Here is a 15592-nt window from a genome sequence, read left to right on the forward strand (position 1 = left end):
CTTCGGGAACGGGGACCAGTGGAATCCGGCGGAGTAGAATTGATCCATCATAGACTATCTCTACCATGGAGATACATAGCCGGAAGGATTGCCGGCCAGGATAACGGCACCGCTGGAGTAAACTCCGGAAGGCATGAAACCGGAGAGGGAGGCCAACGTGACCGTAGATCCAGCGGCCTCAAATCCCGCCGGCCTGCCCGGCCAGTCTGACTACTCGGGCTTGCCTGAGCACTCGGGCCTGCCCGGCGCACCCCCCCTGGTGCGGCTGCTCCAGGAATTCACCTTGGAGGCCAACCGGTATGTGGATGCTGCCGGAGGCCGCAACGACATGCACCGCACCGACCTCAATGCGCTGGCCGTCATCATGCGGCATTCAGCCGCGGACCAGGTGGTCACCCCGGGCACCCTGCGGAAAGAACTGAACCTGAGCTCGCCGGCCACCACCGCCCTGGTCGACAGGCTGTGCGGTTCAGGGCATCTGGTCCGCGAGCGCCAGGGCCAGGACCGCCGGCAGGTCCAGCTGCGGATGACGGACAAGGCCTACCGGGACGGCAGCGCCATGTTCCTCCCGCTGGCGCGGCAGATGGGCTCGGCGATGGCAGAGTTCAGCGCAGAAGAGCTGGTGACCGTGACACGGTTCTTGAACTCGATGATCAATGCCACCGTCCGCGCCGGCCGGGAAGCCTCGGAAAAGGAGTAGCGTTTCCCTATGAGTGAGCAGCAGCCGCACGATGTGTACACGCACGGCCACCATCAGTCAGTGATCCGCGCCCACGCCTCCCGGACGGCCGAGAATTCCGCGGCCTTCGTGATCCCGCACCTTACCCCCGGAGTCACCGTGCTGGACGTGGGCTGCGGGCCGGGAAGCATCACGTGCGACTTCGCCGGACTGGTGGCCCCCGGAACCGTTACCGGACTGGACCGTTCCCAGGACGTGATCACCCACGCCCGCGAGCTGGCGGCAGACCGGGGTGTTGCGAACGTCGACTTCGTGGCCGGCAACATCTACGACCTCGACTTCGAGGACGACACATTCGATGTAGTCCACGCGCACCAGGTGCTGCAGCATCTGACCGATCCCGTGGGGGCGCTGCGGGAAATGAGGAGGGTGGCCAAGCCGGGCGGCATCGTGGCGGTCCGCGACGCCGACTTCCACGGCATGAGCTGGTACCCGGCCATCCCCGAACTGGACGAATGGATGGAGCTGTACCAGCGGATCGCGCGGCGGAACGGGGCCGAACCCGACGCCGGACGCCGCCTGGTCTCCTGGGCGCAGGCCGCCGGCTATACGGATGTGGCGCCCACCAGCAGCAACTGGCTCTACGCCACCGGGCAGCAGCGCCGCTGGCAGGCCCGCGTCTGGGGGGAACGGGTGCTGCACTCGGCCTTCGCTGAGCAGGCCCTCGAATACGGCTTCGCCCAGGAAGCAGACCTGACCCGCATCTCCGCCGGCTGGCACCGCTGGGGCTCCACGGACGACGGCTGGTTCCTCATCCCCAACGGCGAGGTCATCGCGCGGGCCTAGGTTTTTTCCGCGCCCGGAATCCCGCACTAAGATTTGGTTGGTGCAATTCTCCCTCTGGCTGGCCCTCGCGGGTGCCGGCGTCCTCATCAGCTTCACTCCTGGCGCAGGCGCCATCAACACCATGAGCAACTCGCTAACTTCCGGGTTCCGGCGCTCCATCTGGGGAATCCTCGGCCAGCAGGCGGCCCTGATCGTTCATGTGGTCATCGTGGCGCTCGGCGTCGGAGTCCTGGTGGCAGGATCGCCCGTTGCCTTCAACGTCATCCGCTACGCCGGCGCCGCCTACGTGGTCTACCTGGGCATCCGCCAGTTCCTGCACAAGCCGGACCTTGACCAGGAGAAGGCAGCCGCACTTCGGAACGAGCCAGCCTGGTCCATGTTCCGCCGCGGCCTCTGGGTCAACCTGCTCAACCCCAAGGCCATCGTGTTCTTCCTCGCGTTCATGCCTCAGTTCATCCTCCCCGAACGGCCGCTGTTGGCGCAGTACATGGTCCTCACTGCCACCGTGGTGGTGATCGACATCCTGGTGATGTGGTTCTTCTTCGCGGCGGCCGCGAAGTCGTTCCAGCGTTTCACGCACAACGCCCACGGGCAGAAGGTCCTGAACAGGGTTTTCGGCGTCCTGTTCGTGGCCGTGGGCATCCTGTTGGCGCTGATCCACTAAACGAAATGTTTTGAACAATAAGGCTGCTTACTAGCCAAGTGCCGCCGGCATCCCCCATGCTTAGCAGCATGCCCTCAACGTCGAGCCCCTACCGGATCATCGCGGTGTGCACCGGCAACATCTGCCGGTCCCCGATGGCGGAGCTGATGCTGGCGGAGGCCTTCGCAGCGGCAGGGCTCGCCGATGCTGCCGTCGTGGACTCCGCCGGAACCACCGCCTATGAGGCAGGACGCCCCATCGACCCCCGGGCCGCGAGGAAACTGAGGGCCCACAATCTCATCTCCGACCGGCACATCGCCCGGGAATGGCGCCCCGAGTGGTACACGGAACGAGACCTGATCCTGGCCCTGGACGTGGACCACTATGGCTGGCTCCGGGCCTCGGCCCCCGACCGGGAGACCGGGGAGAAAATCCGAATGCTGCGCAGTTTCGATCCCGCCCTCGAATCGAAGGACCCCCTGGACCAAGGCATCGAAGACCCCTGGTACGGGGACCACAGCGACTTTGAGTCGGTGTGGGACCAGGTCCAGGCGGCCGTGCCCGGCATCGTGCAGTTTGTCCGTGCGGCGATCGCAGAAGAACAGGCCCTACTCGAGGTTCAGAACAGCCAGCAGGTACGCTCTATTTCATGACCCCCGCACCTGTGATCATCGCCATTGATGGGCGGTCGGGCGCAGGCAAAACCACGCTGGCCATTGAACTCGCGGCACGGCTGCGGAACCACCACAAAGTCGCGCTGTTCCATCTTGAGGACATCTACCCCGGCTGGAACGGGCTCGCCGCGGGCGTTGAACGCTACGTCACCACCGTGCTGTCGCCGCTGCGGCGGGGAGAACCGGCAACGTGGGTCAGCTGGGACTGGGAAAGGCATTACGACGGCGATGCCCGGGTCACGCTGCCCGCCGAGATTGTCATCGTGGAGGGGGTGGGGGCTGCCGCGGCGGCGGCCAGGCCCCTGCTGGACGCAGTCATCTGGGCTGATTCGCCGGACCACGAACGCCGCACCCGCGCCCTGGAACGCGACGGCCTAACGTACGAGCCGTACTGGGAACAGTGGGCCGCCCAGGAATCGGAGCTCCTCGCTTCGGACAACGTGCGGGACCACGCAGACATCCGGGTCCTCAACCTGGCCGACGACACCGCCCCGGCAGACGTCCTGCAGGCGCTCACCTACCTTCCGGCCCTCGCCACCGCGCTGGTCCCCGAACTCTCGGCGCGCCGGGGTCTCCGGCTCCTGGCCGAGCGCATCGAGGCCAGGCCGGACGCCGCGGCCCTCTTTGAGTCCATGTACGGGACATCTGCGAATGCCGTCTGGCTCGATTCCTCGCTGGTCCCGCCCACCCCAGAAGACTGGCTGAGCGTCAGGACGCCCGCCGCGGAGCGCAGCCGGTTCAGCATTCTGGCGGACGACGGCGGCACGTTCGGGCAGTCGGCACGGCACACTTCGGGGACCAACCGGATCACCGCAGGGTCTGCCACCGCCGAAGTGCCCGGCCGGTTCTTCCGGTGGCTGGAGACCGTGTGGGGCCGGAAAGCGGTCCGCGGCCCCGAGGGCTATCCCTGCGATTTCACCCTGGGCTGGCTTGGCTGCCTGGGCTACGAACTCAAGCGTGAAACCGGCGGCTCCGACGTCCCGGCAGATACCCCGGATGCGGCGTTGATTTTCGCCGGGCGGGCCGTGGTCCTTGACCACGCCGAGGGCGCCGCCTGGCTGCTCGCGCTCGATGCCCCCGACGCAGCAGTCTGGCTCGCCAATGCCCGCGCCTCGGTGGCCGCTGCGGCCGTCACCCCCACCAACGCCGGCTCCCCCAGCAGTGCCGTCGGGCGGTTTCCTGCTCCGGCGTTTACCAGCCGCGATACCGAGGACGCCTACAAGCGCAAGATCGCCGACGCCCAGCATGAGATCTCGGAGGGGAATTCGTACGAGGTATGCCTCACCACGGCCCTCACCGCCGAGGTGCCCGCAATTGCGCTCGACCCCTGGCCCACATACCTTGCGTTGCGCAAGAGGAACCCGGCACCGTTCGCGAGCTACCTGCGGTTCGGCGGGCTGACGGTGGCGAGCACGTCCCCGGAGCGTTTCCTGCGGATAGCGTCCGACGGCGGCATGCGCGCCGAACCGATTAAGGGCACCCGCCGCCGGGCTGCCGATCCCGCGCAGGACGCGGCGCTGCGGCACGATCTGGAGACCTCGCTGAAGGACCGTGCCGAAAACATCATGATCGTCGACCTGCTCCGGAACGATCTCAGCCACTTCGCGGTGCCGGGTTCAGTGACCGTCAGCCGGCTGTGCGAGATCGAAAGCTACGCCACGGTCCACCAGCTCGTGAGCACCATCGACGCCCAGCTCCTTCCGGGATCGCCCCGGGCTGAAGCCGTGGCTGCGTGCTTCCCGGCCGGCTCGATGACCGGGGCGCCGAAGATCAGCACCATGGCCATCCTGGACCGGCTCGAGGACGCTCCGCGGGGCGTCTACTCCGGCGCGATCGGGTACTTTTCACTCAACGGGGCCACGGACCTGGCGGTCGCCATCCGGACGCTGGTGATCCAGGCAGACGGCGAAGCTGGCGCCCAGGCTGCCGGCGGGACCGCTGCCGGCCTGGCCCGCACTGCAGGGGAGCCGACGGCGAAACTCAGTCTCGGCGTCGGCGGGGCCATCACGGCGGATTCAGCAGCGCAGGAGGAATACGAGGAGATCCGCACCAAGGCGTTCGGCGTGCTTTCCGCGCTGGGCTCCCACTTCCCCGGCTGATCCCCCGGGCTATCTACTGAACTGTTGCCGTTAGCCTGGCCACGTTGTCCACGTATCTCGCGGCCAGGGGCCGGCGCATCCAATCCTCGAGATTGAGTTCGTGCGAGATGTCACGGTACGTGTCCTCCACGGCACGCATGCTGTTCACGGTCTCCGTCCCGAGCAACATCACCGACACCTCCATGTTCAGCGAGAAGGATCGCATGTCCATGTTGCTGGAGCCGAGGACGGCCACTTCGTCGTCGATGGTGAAGTGCTTGGCATGCAGCACGAAGGGCGCCTTGTAGAGGTAGATCCTCACGCCCGCTTCGAGCAGCGCCTTGTAGTACGACTGCTGAGCGTGGTGGACCAGGAACTGGTCGCCCTTTTCGGAGACAAAGAGTTCGACGTCGACGCCCCGCTGCGCCGCGGTGGTGATCGCATAAAGGAGTGAGTCGTCCGGCACAAAGTACGGGCTGCAGATGGAGATCCGGTGCTGGGCCGAGTAGATGAGCGTGTTGAACAGCCGGAGATTGTTTTCCGTGCTGAACCCGGGGCCGCTGGGAACCACCTGCGCCGTGACGGTGCCGGGTGAGGTCTCGGCGGGAAGCTCCAGCTGGGCCTGCAGCTGGGCTTCCAGCGACTCGTCCGTCTCGCTGAGCCAGTCGGTGGCGAAGACGACGTTGAGAGTGGGCACGATGGGGCCGCGCAGCCGGGCCATCAGTTCCACCCATTCACGCCCCACCTTGCGGTGCTTGGGGTTGTTGTAGGACGGCTCGATCAGGTTCTGCGATCCGGTGAACGCCACTTCGCCGTCAATCACCATGATCTTGCGGTGGTTCCGCAGGTCCGGCCGGCGCCACTGGCCGTGGATGGGCAGCAGCGGGAGCATCCGCCGCCACTGGATCCGGCTGGCCCTGAGGCGCTTGAGGAGCTTGCGGTAGCCCCTGACCCGAAGGGTGCCGATGTGGTCAAAGAGCACGCGGACTTCGACGCCGCGGTCGGCCGCCTCTTCCAGCGCAGTGAGCAGGTCATCCGTCACGTGGTCTGTGCTCATGATGTAGAACTCGGCGTTGATGAACCTTTTGGCTTTCCGGACGTCCTCGGTCATGGCCCTGATGGAGTCCGGGTAGCCGGGAATCAGCTCCACCGAGTTGCCGTCCACCATGGGAATCGAGCCCAGCCGGCGGTTCAGTTCGGCGGCGGACTGCACCCACTCGGGCCCAGAGTAGTCGCTTCCGACGTCGGACAGCACCGAGGTGCGTGCCCGCACCCTTTCGCTGACCAGCTGCTGCTGCTCCACTCGGCGCCGGGACAGCCGGAAGTTGCCAAAGAGCAGGAAGAGGATCAGGCCCACGGCCGGCACGAAGAAAATGCCCAGCAGCCACGCCATGGCGGTGGTGGGCCGGCGGTTGCCGGGGATGATGCCTACGGCGAGCACGCGAATGATGAAGTCGGCGGTGCCCAGCAGCAGGATCAACCAGGACGGCAAGGTTCCGGCAAGCGGAAATGGCCACAACACAGGTGAAACCTCCAGTATGTCTTGCCCTCGGAGGCATTCCGGAAGGGACGGTCCAGCACAGCCTATCGGGGACGGCCCGCACTAAGCTTGAGGCATGACTTCTCCTGCCTCCGCCACCGTGCTGGTATTCCTCGACCCGGACTATGAATACGGCCGGATTGCCGACCCCGCGCAGCCGCAGCTGATGGCCACCGACCAGGGAGCCACGCGCGGCGACGGCGTTTTCGAGTCCATGCTCGCCGTGGCAGGCCGGACCCGCAAGATCCAGGCGCATCTGGACCGCCTGGGCGGCTCTGCACGGGCTCTGGACCTTGAAATCCCCGGCCAGGAGACCTGGCGGCGGGCCATCGAGACGGGCGTCGCGGCGTTCCGTTCCGACAACCCCGCGGCGTCGCCCGAGGAGGACGAGGCCGTGGTCAAGCTCCTGGTAACGCGCGGAGCGGAGGGCGCCTCCGCCCCCACCTGCTGGGTCCAGGTGTCGGCTGTGGCCGCGGCCGGACGCCGGCAGCGCGAGGCGGGCATCGACGTCATCCTGCTGGACCGGGGCTACGACAGTGACGTCGCCGAACGCGCCCCGTGGCTGCTGCTCGGCGCCAAGACGCTCTCCTACGCCGTGAATATGGCCGCCCTGCGCCACGCCCACAAGCAGGGCGCCGACGACGTCATCTTCACATCGTCAGACGGCCGTGTGCTGGAGGGCCCGACGTCGACCGTTCTGCTGGCCCACGTCGAAACGTCCGACGACGGCGAAACGGCCAAGCGGCTCATCACACCCCAGCTGGACAGCGGCATCCTCGCCGGCACCTCCCAGGGGGCGCTGTTCGCGGCCGCCAAGGCGGCCGGCTGGGAGCTGGGCTACGGCCCTCTGGAGCCCCGGGACCTGTTTGACGCCGACGCCGTCTGGCTGATTTCCAGCATCAGGCTGCTGGCGCCGGTGAACCACATCGACGGCAAAGAGATCGGCACGCCGGCACTGCGGAAGCAGTTGACCGCCGAGCTCAACGAGCTGTTCGCCGGGATCGAGTAAACGCCCGCCGGCGGTTGTGGTGCTGGCCGGCCTGGAGGAAAATAGCGAACCATGGCCAGCACAGTGGAAATCAACGGGCACCCGACATGGGTCGAGGACCAGGGCGGGTCAGGCACACCGCTCCTGCTGCTGCACGGTGGCCTCAGCAACAGCGACGAGCTGCTCAACAGCATCGGGCCGGGCCTTTCCGGAAGCTTCCGCGTTGTCGCCTTCGACCGCCGCGGCCACGGATACACGGCCGACACCGACGCCGACTTCCACTACGCCGGCATGGCGGCCGAAACCATCGGTGTGCTGGAAAATGTCGTGGAGGGTTCGGCCCACCTGGTGGGGTGGAGCGACGGCGGGATCATCGCCCTGCTCGTCGCCTTGCAGCGGCCCGATCTGGTGCGGAAGCTCGTGGTCATCGGGGCGAACTTCCACTACGACGGCATGGTTCCCGTGGAGATGGATCCCGATTCGCCGATGGCGCAGGAACTGGGCAAGGCCTACATCGAACGCTCCCCTGACGGAGCGGGGCACCTGGCTGAGGTCGTCAACAAGAGTTTTGCGATGTTCGCTGCAGAGCCGACGCTCACGGCTGCCGACGTCGCGCAGATCAGCAGTCCGGTGCTCGTGCTGTCCGGCGACGACGACCTCGTCTCACTGTCCCATACCGTCGCCCTCTACGAAGCGCTGCCTGAGGGCCAACTGGCGGTCATACCGGGTGCATCGCACGCGCTTCCCCTCGAACAGCCGGACGCAGTCAACGCCCTGATCCTGAAGTTCCTGGGTGCCGCCGGGCCCCCGCAGACGATGTTCCCGATCCGCCGCGCGCGTCCCGCCAACGCATAGCTTCGAGCCCGTTCCTTCCCGGACGCGTTACAGGTATGGTCTGGCACAGGAGGAGCTCACATGGACTGGATAACCCTGGTTGCCATTGGCCTTGTTGGTAGCCGGCCGCCATCCTTGCAGCCGCGGGTGACGAATAACTGTCATGAGCAAGGCGGAGAAAAAGAACCTGCGGTACTGCGATTACTACTGCTTCATGTCGCTGGCGGACTTCACCACCTGGGTGCAGGACGACAGCGGCAAAGAGCCGGACATGTCATACACGTGAGCGGTCCTCGCCGGCAGGCCCCGCCCGAGGAAAGGTGGGGCCGTGACTGAGCGGACCGAAGGCAAGCCGGTGTCCCTCTGGGTGGCGACCGCCGGAACCACCGGCTATCCGCAGCTGGATGCCGACGTCGAGGTCGATGTTGCGGTGATCGGCGGCGGCGTGGCTGGGCTGACGACGGCGTTGGCCCTCAAGCGTGCCGGCCAGACGGTCGCGGTCATCGAGGCGGCGCGGGTGGGCACCGGAGTCACGGGCCACACCACCGGCAAAGTCACGTCGCTGCACCGGCTCGTGTACTCCGAACTCGCTGAAAGCCACGGTAACGCCACCGCGCGCACCTACGGGCAGGCCAACCAGGCCGCGCTCGAGCACATAGCCCGCACAGTGGCGGAGGAACGCATCGACTGCGGCTTCCGGCGCGTGGCCAACTACACCTACGCAGAATCGCAGGCGGCCCTGGACCTGGTCAGGACAGAAGCCGACCTCACTGCCAGGCTCGGCCTGCCGTCTTCCTTCACCACCGATGTTCCCCTGCCCTTTCCAGTACGGGGCGCCGTCCGCTTCGACGGCCAGGCGCAGCTCCACGCACTCAAGTACCTCCAGGGCCTCGCCGACGCAGTCGACGGCGACGGCAGCTTCGTGTTCGAGGAGACCCGGGCCGTGGGCCTCCGGGACGGCGGGCCGGCCGTGGTGGACACCGAGCAAGGTTCCGTCCGGGCAGGGGACGTCATTGTGGCCACGAATGTGCCGTTCGGGGACCGCGGATCCTTCGCCGCGCGGTGTTACCCGCACCGCTCCTATATCGTCGCCAGCCGCTCCGGCGGGCCAACCCTGGATGCCACCTTCATCAGCGTTGACGAGCCGATGCGCTCCATCCTGACCGTCGACGTCGATGGCGCCAGTTACGTGCTCACCGGAGGTGAGGGGCACCGGGTGTCCGACGGCGGCGACTCCGCCCCGCGGTATGCCCGGCTGGCGTCCTTCTCCCGCGAGCGCCTCGGAGCCGGCGAGGCCACCTACCGCTGGTCCACCCAGGACGCCATGCCCGTGGACGGGTTGCCTTACGTCGGCCCCCTGTTCCCCGACGCCAAGCACGTCCACGTGATTACCGGGCTGCGCAAATGGGGCCTGACCAACGGCACCGCCGCTGCGCTCATCCTCACGGACGCCCTCTGCGGCCGGCACAACCCCTGGGCGGCGATGTTTGACAGCAGCCGACCCACGCCCATGACGGCGGCGGCACAATCCCGGGCGGAGGACGCCCCGCCGGACAGTGCGGCTCGCGGGCCGGCTGTCCAGCCCTACCTCGCAATCCCTGCGCCCGGAGCAGGAACGGTGGTTGACCTGGACGGAGAGCTGACAGCTGTCTATACCGACCCCGCGGGGAGGGTTCAGGCCGTCTCGGCTGTCTGCACCCACCTCGGCTGCACCGTCGGGTTCAACGCGGAGGACGTGAGCTGGGACTGCCCCTGCCACGGTTCCCGGTTCGCCATCGACGGCACCGTCATCCAGGGCCCGGCCGCGAAGGACCTCGGCCCAAGGCCGCTGCCCTGACCCGTGTAAAGTTGCACGTGAAATGTGGGTACTGAATAAAGCAGACAAGTCGCTCACAGCCGTTGTACGCTTCTAGAACGGCCCGGCCGCCACATCCCGCAGGGATGCAGCGGAGCAGGGCCCGGTTCCGGGCTCAGCCGGAGCGAGTATCCATAAAGGAATAGCCGATGTCCAGGGATGAAACCTCCCTTCCTTCATTGACAAACTCACTACCCACCGAGGGCCGGGGGGCCCAGGCAGCCTTGCCAGGTGACGTGGGTGAAATAACTGTGCGCTGGCAGGCCCAGGAAATTATCGACGTCCTGCTCGCGGAGTCCGATCCTGAGAGCGACTGGACACGCAGCAAGCTCCGCGAGCTGGTGGCGGCGCATCCCGATCACCCCGAACGTGCGCTCCTCCAGCACCTCACTGCGACCACAGCGATCACCAACAGCGAGGATGAAGGGGCCGAAGTTGTGCCAATCCGGGCAGCCGAGCCTGTCCCGGTTCCTTTCACCCGGCGCAGCAGGAACCGGATCGAAGCCGTCCTTGGCGACAAGATGCTCATGACGGCCTTCCAGCCGATCCGCAGTCTTCCGGCCGGGAACGTGATCGGCGTCGAGGCCCTCACCCGGTTCGTCAGCGATGACGGCGCCAGCGCCGACCACTGGTTCACCGAGGCAGAATCCGTTGGGCTTGGTACCGATCTCGAAATCGCCGCCCTGCTCCGGGCACTCACCGCAGCCCAGACGGTCCCCGCGCACCTCTTCATCGCGCTTAACCTCACGCCGGCCACGTGCATGGATCCCCGGATCCAGGGTTTGCTGGAGCATTCCCAGCTGGCCCTCGACCGGATCGTCATCGAGCTGAACGGCGCAGTCCCCCGAGACCAGTACCAGTCGCTGACCGCAGCCCTGGCACCGCTCCGCCGCCGCGGACTGCAGATTGCCGTGGACGGCGCCGGCGCCGGATTCACCTCCATGGACCAGGTCCTGGAACTCCACCCCGATATCATCAAGCTGGACCGCGGGTTCATCGCGGACATCGATCGCTCGGAGGGACAGCGGACCCGTGTCGCCGCCATGGCCGAACTCGCCCGTCACATCGGTGCCGCCTTCGCGGCACAGGGCGTCGAAACCCTGGCCGAACTCGCTGCGGTCACCGAGCTCGGCATCGTTGCGGCGCAGGGTTATCTCCTGGGCCGGCCGTCGGTGCACCCGCTGGACTGGAACGCCTGGACAGAGTCTGAACGCGAGTCCGCCGCGAGCGGCCCCGCTTCCTGACAAAGGGGCCCCGCTTCCTGATGCAAGCAGGTGCGGGCCGGGGAACTACTCGTCTGCCAGGTCCGCGGCCAGATGGATGTGGTTGTCCGCCAGCCACACAGGATTAAAGGCCTTGCTCAGGTAGTTGCTGCCGGTGTCCGGAGCTATCGCCACCACCACTGACCCGTGCGGCGCCGCCCGCGCCACGCGGAGTGCTGCCGCCACGGTCAGCCCCGAGGACGGTCCCAGGGACAGGCCCTCCTCATTGAGCAGCCGGTGCAGCGTGGTGTACACCTCGTCGTTCGGGATCCGGAGAAACCGGTCCAGGAGGCCGCGGTCAAAGACCTTCGGCCAGTCGGGCTTGGGCCAGGAATTGCCCACGCCGTCCACCAGGATCTGTCCGGGGTGACCGCCGCTGTAGACCGAGCCGTACGGATCGGCGCCGATCACCTCCACGTGGCCGGCGGACTTCTCTTTCAGGTACCGGCCGTTCCCCGTGATGGTGCCCCCAGTGCCGACCCCCGCCACGAAGTGCGTGATCCTTCCGGCCGTCTGCTCCCAGATTTCCGGGGCCGTCCCCTCGTAGTGCGCCCGCGGGTTGGCTGGATTGTCGAACTGCAGCGGCCGCCACGCGCCCGGGGTTTCGGCGGTGATGCGGGCAGCAACCGCCCTCGCATTTGCCGGCGAATCCGACGGGGCGCTCCAGTCCGTGAACAGGACCTGTGCACCATAGCGCCGCAGCGCCTCAAGTTTTTCCGTGGAGATGGATTCGCCTGTCACCACCACCACAGGATGCCCGGTGAGGGCTCCGATCAGGGCCAGCCCGATCCCGGTGTTCCCTGACGTACTCTCCACAATCGTGCCGCCGGGCTGCAGCTCGCCGCTGCGCTCGGCCGCGCGGACCATGCTCAAGGCCGTCCGGTCCTTGATGGACCCGCCCGGGTTCTCCGATTCCAGCTTGGCGAAAACCGTGCTGCCAAGGCCCCGGCTCAGTACGGGCAGGGGCACCAGCGGCGTGTTGCCCACCTTCGCCAGCACGGACCCGGCGTCTGCCCCCAGATCCACGACTGGCGCCGCATGCCGTGGCGGCTCGTGCCTGCCTGTCATGGTGCTCATGTTTCTCCTCCCGACCCGTCCACGTCACCCGGCGGCGGGAGTCGCAGCTCCGGGAGCACCGCCAGCAGTTCCCCCAGTTCGTCCCGTCCCCGCTCCACCAGGGCTGCCGCCGGCAGCTGCTCGGCCAGCAGCTTTGATAAAAGGACGACGACGGCGCCGGTCCCCTTGCCGAGCGGCCGCACCTCATCCGCGGACTCGCTCCCGCGGGTGTGCGCCGACTGCGCTTCCGCCAGCAGATAGGCGGCCGTCAGCGCCTCGATCGTGAGGAGTCTGCCGGCGGCCTCCACCGAGCGCTCCAGCTGCTGGAGCGCCAGCGGGGCCAGCGTCGAGTGGTCCTCCACATCGGCGGACAGCGTGGGGGCGCCCAGTGTTGCAGGCGCCGCGAGGAACTTCAGTTCGGCCGCCATCCCCGCGGCCGAATACCAGAGCAGGCCAGGCAGTTCCTCGGACGCCAAGGCCGTGCCGCTGCGGGCCGCCGCCAGGTTCAGCTGCCGGATGAGCCGCTGCGGCGGGTAGAGCTTGGCGATCCGCCGTTCACTGCTGATGCCCACGTGCGCCAGTCCCAGGCGCAGGGCTTCGAAGGCCAGCGCCAGCTGCATCGGCTGGAAGTTCCCGCCGGAAACCATCCGGCCGGCGACCACATCCGTCAGCGGGTTGTCGCCCCGGCCGTTGAGCTCCACCTCGAGCGCATCGGCAAGGGCGGTGACCTGGGCGCGGAAGGCTCCGTGCGTCTGCGGCGCGGCACGGAAGGACAGGGCATCCTGCACCGAGGCTTCACGCCGTGGGTCCTCCAGCCAGCCGCCGCGCACCAGCCGCCGGACATTGGCGGCCGAGATTCTTTGGCCGTCCACCGCCTTGGCCGACTGCACGGCCGGCGAAAACGGGCTGAGGTTCCCGCCGCCGTCGTACCTTGCGGTTGCCTCCAGCGACAGGGCGAGCGCGGTATCCGCGAGGTCGGCAAACCGCAGGAGCCGGCCGAGCTCGAGCGCGCCGGCGCCGATTGAGTAGGAGTTGGCGCTGACCAGCGCCAGTGCCTCGCCGGGGGCCAGGACCAGCGGCTCAAGGCCGGCCTCGGCGAGCGCCGCGGCACCGGCCACCAGGCTGCCGTCGGGGGCCAGCGCCTGCCCCTCGCCGATGGCGACGGCGGCCACCGCGGCCAGCTGCGTCAGGTCAGAGGAGCCCACGGAACCGTCGCGCGGAACGGCAGGAACCACTCCCCGGTTGAGCAGTTCGGCATAGAATCTGGCTGTTTCGGGGCGGACGCCCGAGCCGCCGCGGGTGAAACCGATGAGCCTCGCCAGCATGACGGCGCGCACTTCATCCGGCGCGAGCAGCGCCCCCACGCCGCTGTGGTGGTAGCGGACCACCTGAACCTGGTAGGCAAGGATGGACTCCTCCTCCACAGCCGTATCCCGGCCCGATCCCAGCAGCGTATTGAGCCCATAGACCCTGTGGCCGGAATCGATGGCAGCCTGGACCACGTCGCGGGACAGCCCCATGAGCTCCGTTGCTTCCGCGCTCAGGACGACTTCCACTGACGGATCGGCGGCGGCCTGCGCGACGTCGGCGGCGCGGAGGTGCGCCGTTCCGATCAGGAAGCTGCCCCTCCGGACTCCCGGCAAAAGGCCCCCGGACGCTCTGACGCCGGCCATGGCACTAAAAATCCAGCAGGTTCCGGCGGAACCCGCCGTCGCCGTAGCTCGTCCGCAGCAGTCCCCGGCGCCGGAGCACCGGCGCGAGTTTGTCCAGCACCCCGTGGACAGTGGCCGGATCAACGAAGCCGGAGAAGAGGAAGCCGTCCCCGCCCACCGCGGCGCCCGTTTCCTCAAGGTGGTCCGCGATTTCCTCGGCTGTGCCGACGATGCTGTCCCCCGCGCCGCCGCTCCGGGCCTGCAGGACTTCACGGAGGGTCGAGCCCGGCGGGGCAGCCTTGGAGAAGTGCTCCAGCGTTCCCTGGTTGCTGTTGGTAGTGAGGTCCGGCAAGGGCTCGTCCAGGTCGAACTGTTTGAAGTCGATGACGGACAGGTATGAGATCGAGTTGAGCTGGCTGTCGATGTCCCGCTGCGTGAGTTCCTTCCGCGCGGCACGCAAGTCCTCCGCCTCTGCTTTGGAGCCCACCACAGTGGGTTTGAGCACGAACAGCACCTTGACGTCGTCCGGGTTCCGGCCGGCGGCGGCCGCCTCGGAGCGGATGGAGTCGCGGTAGGCCTTCATGCCGTCGGCTCCGCGGGCCAGCGCAATGGCGACGTCGGCATTGCCACCGGCGAACGCCTTGCCGCGCGGGGAAGCCCCGGCCTGCACCAGCACGGGCTCCTCCGGCAGGGGTGCCGTGTTCAGCGGACCCCGGACCTTGAAGAACTCGCCGGCGTGGTGGATGGGCCGGACCTTGGTGTGGTCAGCGAAGACGCCGCCCTGGGCGTCCTCCACGATGGCGTCCCCGTCCCAGCTCCGCCAAAGCTTCCGGACCACGTCCACGAACTCCTCGGCCTTCTCGTAGCGGAGGTCGTGCTCGATCTGCTGGTCCAGGCCGTAGTTCTGGGCGGCGAGGTCGCTGCCGGACGTCACCACGTTCCAGCCCAGCTGCCCGTTGGAGAAGTGCTGGAGCGTGGCCAGCAGCCGGGCCGCGGTGAACGGCGGATAGAACGAGGCACTGACGGTCGGCACGATCCCCAGGTGCTCGGTGGCGGACAGCAGGTACGGGACGAGGGCCAGCGGATCGTGCTTCGGCGCGAACGATGCCTGCGCCAGGCTCACCTCCGCGCTGCCGCCATAGGTGTCCGGGACGGTGAGGGAGTCCTCGATGATGAACAGGTCCAGGCCCGCCCGCTCGAACTCCCGCACGGCATGCTGGTACAGCGAGGGCTTCTTCCAGTCGTAGCCGATGCCGTAGCCCGGCGTCCCCCAGCCCTGCACCCCGAAGCCGTGGCCCACAAACCATCCAAAATGCAGCATGGGACTGACTGTATTGGCGTTCGACGCATTCACTGTTGCCTGGTTTCATCCGGCGTTACGGTGGTTCATCTCCCGTCATTATCCCCCCGGCCAGCGGCTTTGTAACCGAAGCAACCGGCGTCGAGCGTTACGGAACATGACGACGGCGGCGGTGCCAGCCGCCG

The 15592-nt window shown here is 67.5% G+C and carries 14 protein-coding genes; 10 read left to right on the top strand and 4 right to left on the bottom strand.

Features of this window, described 5'->3' with window-relative positions; genetic code table 11:
- Positions 1-220 precede the first annotated feature (220 nt).
- The 5 genes from AC1DDG_RS12045 (at position 221) to AC1DDG_RS12065 (ending at position 4941) form a co-directional block, all read left to right on the top strand.
- Positions 221-700: a MarR family winged helix-turn-helix transcriptional regulator gene (locus AC1DDG_RS12045; protein ID WP_476876278.1), complete on the top strand. Its 480-nt coding sequence runs from the start codon at positions 221-223 to the stop codon at positions 698-700.
- Between the two features lie 9 nt (positions 701-709).
- Positions 710-1525: a methyltransferase domain-containing protein gene (locus AC1DDG_RS12050; RefSeq protein WP_476876240.1), complete on the top strand. Its 816-nt coding sequence runs from the start codon at positions 710-712 to the stop codon at positions 1523-1525.
- A gap of 40 nt (positions 1526-1565) precedes the next feature.
- Entirely contained in the window at positions 1566-2189 is a 624-nt protein-coding gene (locus tag AC1DDG_RS12055) for a LysE family transporter (RefSeq protein WP_476876241.1), read from the top strand.
- A 68-nt stretch (positions 2190-2257) separates the two neighbouring features.
- On the top strand, positions 2258-2821 hold the full coding sequence (locus tag AC1DDG_RS12060; protein WP_230119209.1) for a low molecular weight protein-tyrosine-phosphatase: 564 nt from the start codon (positions 2258-2260) through the stop codon (positions 2819-2821).
- Positions 2818-4941 (top strand): chorismate-binding protein, encoded by a 2124-nt coding sequence (locus tag AC1DDG_RS12065; protein WP_476876242.1) that lies wholly within the window; start codon positions 2818-2820, stop codon positions 4939-4941. The genes AC1DDG_RS12060 and AC1DDG_RS12065 overlap by 4 nt, the downstream gene beginning before the upstream one ends.
- Before the next feature lie 13 nt (positions 4942-4954).
- On the opposite strand, the gene cls is transcribed toward AC1DDG_RS12065, so the two are convergent.
- Entirely contained in the window at positions 4955-6442 is a 1488-nt protein-coding gene (gene cls / locus AC1DDG_RS12070) for a cardiolipin synthase (RefSeq protein WP_476876243.1), read from the bottom strand.
- Between the two features lie 94 nt (positions 6443-6536).
- On the opposite strand from cls, the gene AC1DDG_RS12075 reads away from it, so the two are divergent.
- The 5 genes from AC1DDG_RS12075 (at position 6537) to AC1DDG_RS12095 (ending at position 11381) form a co-directional block, all read left to right on the top strand.
- Positions 6537-7469: an aminodeoxychorismate lyase gene (locus tag AC1DDG_RS12075; RefSeq protein ID WP_476876244.1), complete on the top strand. Its 933-nt coding sequence runs from the start codon at positions 6537-6539 to the stop codon at positions 7467-7469.
- 51 nt (positions 7470-7520) lie between these two features.
- The gene (locus tag AC1DDG_RS12080) at positions 7521-8303 is read left to right on the top strand and encodes an alpha/beta fold hydrolase (RefSeq protein ID WP_476876245.1); all 783 of its coding nucleotides are present in this window, start codon (positions 7521-7523) and stop codon (positions 8301-8303) included.
- A gap of 142 nt (positions 8304-8445) precedes the next feature.
- The gene (locus AC1DDG_RS12085; protein WP_476876246.1) at positions 8446-8568 is read left to right on the top strand and encodes a hypothetical protein; all 123 of its coding nucleotides are present in this window, start codon (positions 8446-8448) and stop codon (positions 8566-8568) included.
- Between the two features lie 42 nt (positions 8569-8610).
- Complete coding sequence (locus tag AC1DDG_RS12090) at positions 8611-10119, top strand: FAD-dependent oxidoreductase (protein ID WP_476876247.1); 1509 nt, start codon at positions 8611-8613, stop codon at positions 10117-10119.
- 254 nt (positions 10120-10373) lie between these two features.
- Positions 10374-11381: an EAL domain-containing protein gene (locus AC1DDG_RS12095; RefSeq protein WP_476876248.1), complete on the top strand. Its 1008-nt coding sequence runs from the start codon at positions 10374-10376 to the stop codon at positions 11379-11381.
- Between the two features lie 45 nt (positions 11382-11426).
- Here the strand turns inward: AC1DDG_RS12095 and AC1DDG_RS12100 are convergent, their stop codons facing one another.
- The 3 genes from AC1DDG_RS12100 to AC1DDG_RS12110 are packed head-to-tail and all read right to left on the bottom strand — an operon-like array spanning position 11427 to position 15428.
- A complete protein-coding gene (locus AC1DDG_RS12100; RefSeq protein WP_476876249.1) occupies positions 11427-12476 on the bottom strand; it encodes a PLP-dependent cysteine synthase family protein in 1050 nt (349 codons plus the stop codon).
- Entirely contained in the window at positions 12473-14128 is a 1656-nt protein-coding gene (locus tag AC1DDG_RS12105; RefSeq protein ID WP_476876250.1) for an aromatic amino acid ammonia-lyase, read from the bottom strand. The genes AC1DDG_RS12100 and AC1DDG_RS12105 overlap by 4 nt, the downstream gene beginning before the upstream one ends.
- A gap of 4 nt (positions 14129-14132) precedes the next feature.
- On the bottom strand, positions 14133-15428 hold the full coding sequence (locus AC1DDG_RS12110; RefSeq protein ID WP_476876251.1) for an NtaA/DmoA family FMN-dependent monooxygenase: 1296 nt from the start codon (positions 15426-15428) through the stop codon (positions 14133-14135).
- Positions 15429-15592 lie beyond the last annotated feature (164 nt).

The organism is Arthrobacter sp. 10L430 (assembly GCF_056395245.1).

Coding starts and splice junctions, on each gene's coding strand:
- AC1DDG_RS12075 (WP_476876244.1), top strand. CDS start 6,537: ATGACTTCTCCTGCCTCCGCCACCGTGCTGGTATTCCTCGACCCGGAC.
- AC1DDG_RS12105 (WP_476876250.1), bottom strand. CDS start 14,128: ATGGCCGGCGTCAGAGCGTCCGGGGGCCTTTTGCCGGGAGTCCGGAGG.
- AC1DDG_RS12110 (WP_476876251.1), bottom strand. CDS start 15,428: ATGCTGCATTTTGGATGGTTTGTGGGCCACGGCTTCGGGGTGCAGGGC.
- AC1DDG_RS12065 (WP_476876242.1), top strand. CDS start 2,818: ATGACCCCCGCACCTGTGATCATCGCCATTGATGGGCGGTCGGGCGCA.
- AC1DDG_RS12060 (WP_230119209.1), top strand. CDS start 2,258: ATGCCCTCAACGTCGAGCCCCTACCGGATCATCGCGGTGTGCACCGGC.
- AC1DDG_RS12100 (WP_476876249.1), bottom strand. CDS start 12,476: ATGAGCACCATGACAGGCAGGCACGAGCCGCCACGGCATGCGGCGCCA.
- AC1DDG_RS12080 (WP_476876245.1), top strand. CDS start 7,521: ATGGCCAGCACAGTGGAAATCAACGGGCACCCGACATGGGTCGAGGAC.
- AC1DDG_RS12050 (WP_476876240.1), top strand. CDS start 710: ATGAGTGAGCAGCAGCCGCACGATGTGTACACGCACGGCCACCATCAG.
- AC1DDG_RS12085 (WP_476876246.1), top strand. CDS start 8,446: ATGAGCAAGGCGGAGAAAAAGAACCTGCGGTACTGCGATTACTACTGC.